At 42.5% G+C, this 11,794-nt stretch carries 11 protein-coding genes and 9 tRNA genes; 19 read left to right on the top strand and 1 reads right to left on the bottom strand.

The features are described 5' to 3' along the window. Positions 1-69 precede the first annotated feature (69 nt). Positions 70-918: a DUF72 domain-containing protein gene (locus tag N482_RS14755; RefSeq protein WP_063377772.1), complete on the bottom strand. Its 849-nt coding sequence runs from the start codon at positions 916-918 to the stop codon at positions 70-72. Between the two features lie 198 nt (positions 919-1,116). Here N482_RS14755 and aspS point away from each other — a divergent pair, with 198 nt between their 5' ends. The 19 genes from aspS to N482_RS14660 all read left to right on the top strand — a co-directional run bounded on the left by aspS (position 1,117) and on the right by N482_RS14660 (position 11,791). After that, complete coding sequence (gene aspS / locus N482_RS14750; protein WP_063377753.1) at positions 1,117-2,892, top strand: aspartate--tRNA ligase; 1,776 nt, start codon at positions 1,117-1,119, stop codon at positions 2,890-2,892. A 110-nt stretch (positions 2,893-3,002) separates the two neighbouring features. Next, positions 3,003-3,524 (top strand): crossover junction endodeoxyribonuclease RuvC, encoded by a 522-nt coding sequence (gene ruvC, locus N482_RS14745; RefSeq protein ID WP_063377752.1) that lies wholly within the window; start codon positions 3,003-3,005, stop codon positions 3,522-3,524. A 2-nt stretch (positions 3,525-3,526) separates the two neighbouring features. Beyond that, positions 3,527-4,144, top strand: a complete 618-nt coding sequence (gene ruvA, locus N482_RS14740) for a Holliday junction branch migration protein RuvA (RefSeq protein ID WP_063377751.1) — start codon at positions 3,527-3,529, stop codon at positions 4,142-4,144. Between the two features lie 2 nt (positions 4,145-4,146). Next, positions 4,147-5,151: a Holliday junction branch migration DNA helicase RuvB gene (ruvB, locus tag N482_RS14735; RefSeq protein WP_063377750.1), complete on the top strand. Its 1,005-nt coding sequence runs from the start codon at positions 4,147-4,149 to the stop codon at positions 5,149-5,151. Positions 5,152-5,987: 836 nt separating this feature from the next. Beyond that, entirely contained in the window at positions 5,988-6,692 is a 705-nt protein-coding gene (gene tolQ / locus N482_RS14730) for a protein TolQ (RefSeq protein WP_063372973.1), read from the top strand. After that, positions 6,679-7,107, top strand: coding sequence for a protein TolR (gene tolR, locus N482_RS14725; protein ID WP_063377749.1), 429 nt, complete (start codon positions 6,679-6,681; stop codon positions 7,105-7,107). The genes tolQ and tolR overlap by 14 nt, the downstream gene beginning before the upstream one ends. Next, positions 7,107-8,048, top strand: coding sequence for a cell envelope integrity protein TolA (gene tolA, locus N482_RS14720; protein ID WP_063377748.1), 942 nt, complete (start codon positions 7,107-7,109; stop codon positions 8,046-8,048). Before tolR ends, tolA begins: the two co-directional genes overlap by 1 nt. Before the next feature lie 9 nt (positions 8,049-8,057). After that, complete coding sequence (tolB, locus tag N482_RS14715) at positions 8,058-9,416, top strand: Tol-Pal system beta propeller repeat protein TolB (protein ID WP_063377747.1); 1,359 nt, start codon at positions 8,058-8,060, stop codon at positions 9,414-9,416. Positions 9,417-9,457: 41 nt separating this feature from the next. Beyond that, positions 9,458-9,991 (top strand): peptidoglycan-associated lipoprotein Pal, encoded by a 534-nt coding sequence (gene pal / locus N482_RS14710; RefSeq protein ID WP_063377746.1) that lies wholly within the window; start codon positions 9,458-9,460, stop codon positions 9,989-9,991. Positions 9,992-10,008: 17 nt separating this feature from the next. Next, positions 10,009-10,764, top strand: a complete 756-nt coding sequence (gene ybgF / locus N482_RS14705; protein WP_063377745.1) for a tol-pal system protein YbgF — start codon at positions 10,009-10,011, stop codon at positions 10,762-10,764. 151 nt (positions 10,765-10,915) lie between these two features. Continuing rightward, positions 10,916-10,991 (top strand) — tRNA-Lys (locus tag N482_RS14700). Between the two features lie 24 nt (positions 10,992-11,015). Then, positions 11,016-11,091 (top strand) — tRNA-Lys (locus N482_RS14695). 21 nt (positions 11,092-11,112) lie between these two features. Continuing rightward, a tRNA-Lys gene (locus N482_RS14690) sits at positions 11,113-11,188 on the top strand. A 27-nt stretch (positions 11,189-11,215) separates the two neighbouring features. Further along, a tRNA-Lys gene (locus N482_RS14685) sits at positions 11,216-11,291 on the top strand. A 23-nt stretch (positions 11,292-11,314) separates the two neighbouring features. Continuing rightward, positions 11,315-11,390, top strand: a tRNA-Lys gene (locus N482_RS14680). A gap of 25 nt (positions 11,391-11,415) precedes the next feature. Continuing rightward, positions 11,416-11,491 (top strand) — tRNA-Lys (locus N482_RS14675). A gap of 22 nt (positions 11,492-11,513) precedes the next feature. Then, positions 11,514-11,589: transfer RNA gene (locus tag N482_RS14670), tRNA-Lys, on the top strand. A 26-nt stretch (positions 11,590-11,615) separates the two neighbouring features. Further along, positions 11,616-11,691: transfer RNA gene (locus N482_RS14665), tRNA-Lys, on the top strand. Between the two features lie 24 nt (positions 11,692-11,715). Next, positions 11,716-11,791 (top strand) — tRNA-Lys (locus tag N482_RS14660). Positions 11,792-11,794 lie beyond the last annotated feature (3 nt).

The following is an 11,794-nucleotide window of genomic DNA, read 5'->3' as shown; positions in this document are numbered from 1 at the left end:
TTTACTTTTTTGTCGTTTTAGTGTCATGTCTATTCCTTTATTTTGATTTAACTCATTTAATCAAAATGATTACAGCAAGCTCCCTTGTTTAGGTTGTTGCTCAGCGGGAAAAGGGTGTAGCACTTTGTGGTCAATGCCGAGATCTTGGGTAAACTGACGTGCGAGAAGTGGAGAGTCGTAATTATCGGCTGTGTGAAAAAATACCAAGGGCTCCTTGCCTTCCTTTAGCCAACCACGAATTTTATTGAGCCAAGGGGCGTAAAAATGCCTGTTCTCTTTGAGGTTGGAGCAGCCAACAAATCTAACCATAGGGCGATTTCCTGTGGCAATGACATTGACTGGGACACGTGGCTTTTTAAGCTGAGCATCAATAATAGCGGGCGTGTTGGCCGGCTCACTAAACAAAGGACGGGTGTCCATGATGATACGATTGATGTTATGTTGTATTAGATACTGATTGAATCGTTTTTCATTTTCATCTTTTTGAAAAAAACCTAAATTGCGTACTTCAATACCTACACACAGTTCTTTGGGTAGCATAGTCACGAACTGTTCAATACGGTACAAGTGCTCAGGGCCACAATTAGCAGGTAACTGAACCATAATCATAGCCATCTTTTCAAATAGGGGGGAAAACAAATTACACCATTCCAGCGTTTCTTTCTGACAGTTTTGCAAAGCTAATTCGTGTGTAATGTGTTTAGATACTTTAAAGGTAAATTTAAAGTCATCGGGAACAGCATCTCTCCACTGCAAAATAGTGTCAGGCTTAGGGTTTGCGTAAAAGCTGGTATTGCCTTCGACACTATTGAATATTCCGGCATACTCTTTAAGCATATTGGCGTTTTGGCAATGTTGACTAAAAAAGCGACCTTTCCAGTGTGAAGAACTCCATTGTGGGCAACCTAAGTAAAGCATAACGTCTTTCATTGATGTTTTTTGTAAGTCTAACAAACTGTGAGTACCTAAAAAAACCAACTTTACACATAATGTTCATGATTGGAGGATGACAAAGCGGTCTATTTTTATATAATTGGCGATTATTTTTGTTAATTACGATAGCCCGTAGGCGAAACTGCACTTTGAAATGTAAAAGCCTAGGCAAATAGGAACGATATGCGCTCTATATACTGCGGAAAATTAAATAAGGACCACGTAGGTCAGGAAGTCGAACTATGTGGTTGGATCAACAAGCGCCGTGACTTAGGTGGATTAATTTTCGTCGACTTAAGAGATCGCGAAGGCCTAGTACAAGTTGTATTTGACCCAGAAGTAGATGGGTTAATGGATGTTGCAAACACATTACGCCAAGAGTTTTGTGTGAAAGTAACGGGTAGTGTACGTGCCAGGCCAGAAAGCCAAGTAAACAAAGACATGGCAACGGGTGAAGTGGAAATCTTAGGCACAGACCTTGAGATCATCAACCGTTCTGAACCTCTACCGTTAGATTTCAATCAGCAAAACTCAGAAGAGCGTCGCCTTAAGTATCGTTACTTAGATCTTAGACGTTTAGAGATGAGTGACCGTATCAAGCTACGTGCTAAAGCATCAAGCTTTGTTCGTCGCTTCTTAGATACTAATGATTTCCTAGACATCGAAACGCCAGTTTTAACTAAAGCAACTCCGGAAGGTGCACGTGACTACCTAGTACCTAGTCGTGTACATAAAGGCAGTTTTTACGCTTTGCCTCAGTCTCCACAATTGTTTAAGCAATTGCTAATGATGTCAGGCTTTGATCGTTACTATCAAATCGTTAAGTGCTTCCGTGATGAAGACTTGCGTGCTGATAGACAACCTGAATTTACACAAATCGATATCGAAACGTCTTTCATGACGTCTGATCAAGTGCGTGAAATAACCGAGCGTCTGATCCGTGAAATGTGGCAAGAGCTTCTAAACGTTGATTTGGGCGAGTTCCCTGCCATGCCTTACTCAGAAGCAATGCGTCGTTTCGGTTCTGATAAGCCCGATCTACGTAACCCGTTAGAGCTTGTAGACGTTGCTGATATCGTAAAAGACGTAGAGTTTAAAGTGCTAGCTGGCCCTGCAAACGATGAAAAAGGTCGTGTTGCAGTAATAACAGTGCCTGGTGGTGCTGAGCTATCTCGTAAACAGATTGATGAATACACTAAGTTTGTTGGCATTTATGGCGCGAAAGGCCTTGCTTGGATGAAAGTTAATGACCGCGATGCGGGTATGGCAGGTGTTCAGTCTCCTATCGCTAAATTTCTCAACGAAGATGTGATTGCTGCACTGCTTGAGCGCACAAATGCGCAAACAGGCGACATCATTCTATTTGGTGCAGACAAGCGCAACGTTGTAAACGAAGCAATGGGTGCGCTTCGTCTTAAAGTTGGCTTAGACAGAGAAATTACTGACCTAAACAAGTGGGCCCCACTTTGGGTTGTTGACTTCCCAATGTTTGAAGAAGATGATGAAGGCAACCTTCACGCGGTACATCACCCATTCACAGCACCAAAAGACATCGATGCACAAGAGCTAGAAGCAAACCCTGCTGCTGCGATTTCTGATGCATATGACATGGTGTTAAACGGTTATGAAGTGGGTGGTGGTTCTGTTCGTATCCACAACAATGAAATGCAACAAACCGCTTTCAGAATATTGGGTATTGAAGAGCAAGAACAGCAAGACAAGTTTGGCTTCTTGTTAGACGCACTAAAGTATGGCACACCTCCGCATGCTGGTTTGGCATTTGGTCTTGATCGTCTTGTAATGCTACTGTGCGGCACTGATAATATTCGTGACGTAATTGCATTCCCGAAAACAACACAAGCTTCTTGTTTAATGACAAACGCGCCAAGTGTTGCAAACCCAGATGCATTAACTGAACTTGCAATTGCTGTACAACAGGCACAAAGCGAAGAGCAGTAATTAAAAAACATGATTGAAAAGGCGGCCTAAATGGCCGCCTTTTTTGTTTTGATACTGGTAATCTATACAGTATTTTGGCATGATGTGGAAAAAATTGAGAGAGTAATGCCTTGGCAGTTTTATTGGGTATAGACCCAGGATCCAGATTTACCGGTTATGGTGTTATCCAGCATCAAGGTGCAAAATTTCAGTATCTTGGCAGCGGTTGTATTAAGCTTGCCGATCACGACTTTCCCACTCGATTAAAAATGATCTATCAAGGGGTGAGTCAATTAATCGAGCAGTTTTCGCCAGATAGCTTTGCTATTGAACAAGTTTTTATGGCGCATAACCCCGATTCTGCGTTAAAACTGGGTCAGGCGCGAGGTGCTGCGATTGTTGCAGCAACCATGCAAGAAATCCCTGTACATGAATACTCAGCGCGGCAAATAAAGCAGGCGGTAGTTGGAACAGGCGGCGCAAACAAATCTCAGGTACAAGAAATGGTAAAGCGAATTTTAAAGCTACCAGGCACCCCGCAGGCCGATGCTGCTGATGCGTTAGCCATTGCGATTTGTCATGCGCATTCTGAGCAAAATTTAATTAGATTGGCAGGCAATGCTAAAAAAACAGTGCGTGGAAGGTTAAGATAACTATGATAGGCAAATTAAGCGGAACTTTATTAGAAAAACAACCTCCTGAGATCTTAATTGATGTCAACGGAGTAGGCTATGAAGTGCAAATGCCAATGACTTGCTTTTATGAGCTACCAAATGTTGGCCAAGCTACGGCAATTTTCACTCATTTTGTTGTTCGCGAAGATGCGCAATTACTGTTTGGTTTTAACCACAAGACCGAACGCGCATTATTTAGAGAGTTAATCAAAGCAAATGGCGTTGGACCTAAGTTGGCTTTGGCGATTTTGTCGGGTATGTCTGCAGAACAATTTGTCCATTGTGTGAATAATGGTGATGCATCTACGTTAGTTAAGATCCCCGGTGTAGGCAAAAAGACGGCGGAACGACTAGTCTTAGAAATGAAAGATAGGCTCAAAGACTTTGGCCATGATTTATTTACACCATATAGCGATAATGCAGTGTTACCGCCTCAGGAGGACCCAACAGTGGGGGCATTGCCTGTTGATGATGCAATTGCCGCGTTAATAGCATTGGGCTATAAGGCTGCACAAGCGCAAAAAGCCGTGAAAGGTGTTAAAGGTGAAGGTTTAGACGCAGAAACCTTAATCAAAGAAGCTCTTAAATCCATGATGTAATTATGATAGAAGCAGATAGACTAATTGAGCCCGAAGTACAGGGCAATGAAGAGCAAATAGACCGTGCTATTCGCCCGAAATTATTAAATGATTATACGGGACAACCTCACGTTAAGCAGCAGATGGAGATATTTATTGAAGCTGCGCGTTCACGTGGGGAAGCGCTTGACCATTTATTGATATTTGGCCCGCCAGGCCTAGGTAAAACCACACTTGCTAATATTGTGGCAAATGAGCTCGGTGTAAACATAAAAACCACATCTGGACCTGTGCTTGAAAAAGCCGGCGATTTGGCAGCAATGCTGACAAACTTGGAAGAGGGCGATGTTTTGTTTATTGATGAGATACACCGACTTAGTCCACAGGTAGAAGAAATCCTCTATCCAGCAATGGAAGACTACCAGCTTGATATTATGATAGGCGAGGGGCCTGCTGCTCGATCAATTAAGTTAGACTTGCCACCATTTACCTTAGTCGGCGCAACTACCAGAGCTGGTTCATTGACTTCTCCTTTGCGTGACCGGTTTGGCATCGTTCAACGCTTGGAGTTTTATTCTGTAGAAGATCTTGCGACAATTGTGAGTCGTTCTGCACATTTCTTAAATCTTGAATCAACGGACGAAGGTGCTAGAGAAGTAGCTAAAAGAGCGAGAGGTACTCCTCGTATTGCGAATCGACTGCTACGTCGTGTAAGAGATTTTACCGATGTAAAAGGTGATGGCAGTGTAGATGCAAATATTGCATGCCAAGCGCTGGATATGATCGATGTCGATAAATGTGGTTTTGATTATATGGATAGAAAGTATTTATTGGCCATTATTGAAAAGTTCACTGGTGGCCCTGTAGGCCTTGATAACCTCGCCGCCGCCATCGGTGAGGAAAAAGAAACTATTGAAGACGTCATCGAGCCTTTCCTAATCCAGCAAGGGTTTATTCAACGTACTCCAAGGGGACGTATTGTCTCTGATCGAGCCTATATGCACTTTAACCTAAGCAAAGAAGATTAACCCCTCATTGCCATAGCAATCACTGCTGTGGCTTTTCTATTCCTTTTTTCCCTTCTCCTTTAACTTTCCTAGTGTCTCTAAGTGTTGTGTGGCTGCTGAATTACAGGCAAAAAAAAGCCCGCACATATGTGCGGGCGAAAACAACAAGTTGAAGGAAGTAATCCAGGGAACTGATGAGTCTGTTAAGGTTTTATCCAAAAGTTTCTCATCAAAGTAATAGAACAATCAGACATCTATTACTTAGGTAACTGGCTTTTGCATTACGTTAAGCAGTGCGCTCAGTACAGGGTGCATATTAAAGACATTCGTGAGTTTTATCAAACTAGAAAAATTACATCTATCGGATAAGAAAAAATAATGTCAAAATTTATTGGTTATTTTTTAATGGTTAATTAATGACTCTATTTATGTTTCTATATTACTGTTTTTATTAGGTTTGTATCAATTATGCGCAAATTGTAAATATTAGATAAATTGTTGTTAATTGGTATTACCAATGGGTTTTTGAGCATTTATTCGTGCAAAGTGAATAAATTCGGTCTTTTATGCATGTTGAGTAAATATTTAGGCTGCAACTGAAGTTGTGGAATAAAAATGTTAATTGCATAGGAACACTATAAATAAAATGATTCAATTATTGATATATCCTTAAAGGTCAATAAATAAAGTGCATACTGGTGATTGTGTCATTTATCGACATTTAAGCTAATTTTATAGCTTTGACGTTGTAAGCCACTATTTGTGTGGTTAAACTACCTGAACCTTTTGTCGTGCTTGAAGTCTATCAGTTGAAAGGCGCCATGCCGGGTACACAATATTATTAGGAGTGTTAAAACGTGGAATCGGGTCTAAATTTCATTGATCTAATCTTAGAAGCCAGTGTGCTTGTTCAACTTGTTATGTTGACTTTAGTCGGCATGTCAATCGCATCTTGGGCGATCATTTTCCAGCGTCGCGCAGTAATAGCTGAAGCACAAAGCGATGCAAGAAAGTTTGAACAGCAATTTTGGTCAGGAATGGATCTTGGAAAGTTATATAACGAAATCACTGCGCGTTCAGGCAGCTCAAAAGGTCTAGAAGCTTTATTTGTGGCTGGCTTTAAAGAATTCGCCAGACATAAAAAGAACAATACCGGCTCTGCAAACATGATTTTAGATGGTACGCACCGTTCAATGCGTGTTGCGCTATCACGTGAAGTAGAAAAATTAGAGTCGAGCCTCTCATTTTTAGCAACGGTTGGCTCAATTAGTCCATACATTGGTCTATTTGGTACGGTTTGGGGGATCATGACGGCATTTATTGCGCTTGGAAATGTTAAGCAAGCAACACTACAAATGGTAGCGCCTGGTATCGCTGAAGCATTGATTGCAACAGCAATGGGTCTTTTTGCTGCTATCCCTGCTGTTATGGCATATAACCGATTTGCCAAGCATGTTGAAAAGCTGGAAGTGAACTATGCCAATTTTATGGAAGAGTTCGCCAATATTTTACATCGTCAAGCTGCCACGTTAGTAGAGGCGAAGAATAATGTATCAGCCTAAGAAAAGACGTCCCGTTGCCGAGATTAACGTTGTGCCATACATTGATGTAATGTTGGTGCTATTGATCATCTTTATGGCAACCGCACCGTTAATTACTCATGGAGTGAAAGTTGACCTGCCTCAGATGCAAGAGTCTGATTTGGTAGAGACGAAAGATGCACCACCTATTATTGCAAGTATAGATGCTGAAGGTCGTTACTTTGTCTCTGTGGGTACGAACCCTGAAGCGCCCATGGATGCCATTGAAGTAGCTGCGATCATAAAGCTCAAGTTGCAACAGAACCCGGACACCCCCGTTTTAATTAAGGGGTCAGGTCGCGTGTCATATCAAGAAGTGTTGCTCCTAATGGATTTCTTGAAAAACGCAGGCGTTCCATCTGTTGGATTGATGACTAAATCGTTTGAGGATAACTAATGGATGCGTTAACAAGCGGAATTATCAAGTCGTTTCTGCTTCATTTCGCGTTAGCTGGTATGTTGTTTGCCTCTGCTAATTTGCAGATGTCAAAGCCAACCGTGATGCAAGTGCAGCTCAATCCAATCAGTGAATCCGTCGAAGAAGAAAAAGTGGTCTCTGCTATTTCTGTTGATCAACAGGCGGTTGAGCGCAAAGTGGGAGAGTTAAAAAGGCAAGAAGATGCTAAAAAGCGTGCGGAGGAAAAGCGCATTCGCGATTTGGAACGCAGAGCACTTCAAGCGCGCAAAGATCGAGAAGCAGAAGCAAGGCGCATTAAAAAGCTAGAACAGCAGCGACAAGCAAAACTGGCAGAGAAGCGTAAAGCCGAAGCGCAAGCCAAGAAGGCCCGTGAAGTTGAGAAAAAACAACGAGCGGACGCTGAAAAAGCACGAAAAGAAAAGTTACAAGCTGAGCGAGCTGCAAAAGCAGCAGCTGATAAGCGTAAATCTGAAGAAGAACGCTTAAAACAAGCAGAAGCCAAGCGTAAGCGTCAAGAAGAAGAGGCTAAGCGTAAAGCAGAAGCAGCTGAGCAAGCGCGTCAAAAGGCTTTGCAAGAACAACTGTTACAAGAGCAGCTCGCGCAAGAGCACGCAGCACGAGCCAAAGTTCGTCAGCAACAAGTGTTGGGTGAAGTAGACAAATACAGAGCGCTTATTATGCAACGCATTCAATCTAACTTATTAATCGATGAAAAGATGAAAGGTAAACAATGTCGTGTAAATATTCGTCTAGGATTCAATGGTCTAGTGACGCAAGCTAAGTCTCTAGGCGGTGATAAGTTGGTATGTGAAGCCGCGTTAAGAGCCGTGCGTATGGCTGATACATTACCTGTCTCAAAAGATAAAGATGTCTTTGAGCAGCTTAAAAATATTAATTTAACGATTAAACCAAATCTTTAAAGGAAAACCATGTTAAAGCATTTTAAAAACATATTGTTGGTTTTTGCTTTCGGTATGACTACGCTTGCCAACGCGGCGCTTGAAATTGTTATTACCGAAGGGGTAGACAGCGCAAGGCCAATTGGGGTTGTGCCATTTAAATACATTGGTAATGGAGAAGTGCCTTCAGAAATTAACTCTGTGATTGCAGCTGATTTGATGAGAAGCGGTAAATTTAAACCTGTTTCAGAAGAACAAATGCCGCAATTGCCTACAACCGACGAAGAAGTTGATTATGACGCTTGGGTGAGCCTCGGCGTAGAAGCCATTGTCATCGGTACTGTGACACAGCAGCCTGCCAATCGCTATTTAGTAAAATATGAACTTATTGATGTGCTGCGCGCGCAGATCACTGGCGGTGAAACACGTATGATGACTAATGGCCAGCTGATGAAGAGCCAGGATCACATTTTGGAAAGTCGTCAGAGTGTGATTGACAGTGACTCATTCCGTTACTATTCACATCAAATAAGTGATGTTGTATACGAGGCACTTACGGGCGAGCGTGGCGCGTTTAGAACCAAGATTGCTTACGTGATTGTTCGTGAAGAGCAAGATAAGCCATATCAGCTAGTGGTCGCTGACTATGATGGATTTAATGAGCAGGTGCTTCTGCGCTCTAAAGAGCCTTTGATGTCGCCAGCATGGTCTCCAGATGGTAACAAATTAGCATATGTGACTTTTGAGAATCGTCAATCACAGATCTATGTACAAGACATCTACACAGGCAAAAGAGAAAAGATCACCAGCTATAAAGGCATCAACGGTGCACCGCAGTTTTCGCCTGATGGCACTCAAATGTTAGTGGTATTGTCAAAAGACAAAGGCGGGGCGACAGAAGTGTACGTTATTGACTTGGAAACACGCACCGAAAAGCGCTTAACTAAGCATAGAAGTATCGATACTGAGCCAAGTTGGCACCCAAATGGCAGAGAAATTGTTTATACGTCTGAAAGGGGTGGTAATGCCCAGATATATAAGTTAAATTTAGATACTGGTAGATCTAGACGTGTGACTTTTGATGGCGATATGAACTTAGCGGGTTCAATTACGCCTGATGGTAAGCAATTAGTAATGGTAAATCGCACGTTAGGTCAGTACCATATTGCGAAGAAAGAATTTGATTCAGGGCTGTTTCAGGTGCTAACTCGTACAAGACTCGATGAATCCCCGAGTATTGCGCCGAACGGCTCTATGATTATTTACAGTACCCTGCATAATAATAAGCAGGTTTTGGCCCTGGTGTCGATGGACGGTCGCTTTAAAGCGAGATTGCCAGTACTTGACGGGCAAGTGAAGGCACCGGCCTGGTCGCCGTTTTTACAGTAATTTTTACTGGTTAGACTTATAAAGATATAGGAATATACTCGATGCAACTTAACAAAACTTTAAAGGCTTTATTGGTAGCGTTGCCTGTAATGACTTTAGCTGCATGTAGCTCATCATCTGGTGATGTTGATGGTGGTGATAGCCAGCAAACAAATGCTTCTTCTAACAGCAATGATAAGGTTGATGTAGGTACAGTAAAGCCTCAAATGACTGCAGAAGAGAAGTTACAGAAGAAATATGCAGATTTGCGTCAAGAGCAGATCGTATACTTCGATTTTGACCGCTCTACTGTTCGTAGCGAGTACGTTGAGTTACTACAAGCACACGCTGACTTCCTAGTTAAAAACCCAAGCGTTAAAGTACTAATCGAAGGTCACGCAGATGAGCGCGGTACACCTGAGTACAACATCGCACTTGGTGAAAGCCGTGGTAAATCAGTTGCTAAGTACCTTGAGAGCCTAGGTGTTTCTGATAGCCAAATCTCTGTAGTGAGCTACGGTGAAGAAAAGCCAATGGTTAAGTCGCGCACTGAAGAGGCTTTTGCTAAGAACCGTCGCGCGGTATTGGTATACTAATTTAGACAAGAGATGTTATGAAGCCGAAAACTATTTTGGCAGCCATCATCTTTCTTAGCGGGAGCTCCCAAGTTTGGGCAGCTCCCGCTACTGTTTATGATGCTGCAAACTCACAAAAAACGCTTGAACAGCGTGTTGCTGAACTTGAAAAGATGATGAACAATCGAAATCGTGTTCAGGCAGACTTACAATTACAATTGCAGCAATTGCAAGACGAAGTGAGCCAAGTTCGTGGTTTTACCGACGAACAAAGCTATAAGCTTGAAAAGGTCTTACAGCGTCAACGTGAGTTATATCAAGAGATTGAAAATCGCGTTACACAAGTTTATGAGCAAACCAAGTCAGATATTGCCGCGACGACTATCCCAAGTGTGGGAGAACAAGCAGTAAGTAGTAACTTATCTGAAAATGAGGCATATGACCGTGCTGTGGCGCTTATCATGAAAGATAAGCGATATGATGCGGCTATCCCAGAGTTTCAAAACTTTTTGCAGCAGTTCCCTGAATCTGTATATATTCCGAATGCGCATTATTGGTTAGGCCAGCTACAATCAATTAAAAGTCAGCCAGCAGAGGCAATAAAGCATTTCTCAGTGGTTGTTGATCAATTCCCAGATTCTAACAAGCGTCCAGATGCCATGCTCAAGTTGGGTACATTGGCTGCAAATGCAGGTGACAAAGAAAAAGCGAAGCAGTTGTTTAACGACTTGATTAAAGAGTATCCAAGTACGACTGCTGCAAAATTGGCAACAGAGCGCTTATCTAAGCTGTAGTTAGCTGCTTTGTGTACACTGTGGTCTAAAAATAGGCGCTTAGACATAAAATTTAAAAAAAACAGCGTAATTCAGTTGCACTAGAATTTTAAATAAGTATTATAAGCGCCCGCAGCAGGCGATACGGTATAGACCTCTTGCTGCAATGAGTGGGTCATTAGCTCAGTTGGTAGAGCAGTGGACTTTTAATCCATTGGTCGATGGTTCGAGTCCATCATGACCCACCACTTTTGCTTAATTTTGATATGAGCGGGTCATTAGCTCAGTTGGTAGAGCAGTGGACTTTTAATCCATTGGTCGATGGTTCGAGTCCATCATGACCCACCATTAAACTTAAAATTCCCGAGCGGGTCATTAGCTCAGTTGGTAGAGCAGTGGACTTTTAATCCATTGGTCGATGGTTCGAGTCCATCATGACCCACCATTTTAAGTTGCTTTCATATCCTCGAGCGGGTCATTAGCTCAGTTGGTAGAGCAGTGGACTTTTAATCCATTGGTCGATGGTTCGAGTCCATCATGACCCACCATTAAGCATTTCAATATCCAGAGCGGGTCATTAGCTCAGTTGGTAGAGCAGTGGACTTTTAATCCATTGGTCGATGGTTCGAGTCCATCATGACCCACCATTAGCTTAAATCTGGATATCCGAGCGGGTCATTAGCTCAGTTGGTAGAGCAGTGGACTTTTAATCCATTGGTCGATGGTTCGAGCCCATCATGACCCACCATTAAGCTTAAAAATTCCCGAGCGGGTCATTAGCTCAGTTGGTAGAGCAGTGGACTTTTAATCCATTGGTCGATGGTTCGAGTCCATCATGACCCACCATTTAAGCTTTAAAAAATTCCTTGAGCGGGTCATTAGCTCAGTTGGTAGAGCAGTGGACTTTTAATCCATTGGTCGATGGTTCGAATCCATCATGACCCACCATTCAAGCGTAAAACATTCCCGAGCGGGTCATTAGCTCAGTTGGTAGAGCAGTGGACTTTTAATCCATTGGTCGATGGTTCGAGTCCATCATGACCCACCATTA

Source organism: Pseudoalteromonas luteoviolacea NCIMB 1942, assembly GCF_001625595.1.
GTDB classification, from domain to species: domain Bacteria; phylum Pseudomonadota; class Gammaproteobacteria; order Enterobacterales; family Alteromonadaceae; genus Pseudoalteromonas; species Pseudoalteromonas luteoviolacea_A.
Note: the sequence above shows the minus strand (reverse complement) of the source record. Positions and strands in the feature narration are given on the sequence as shown.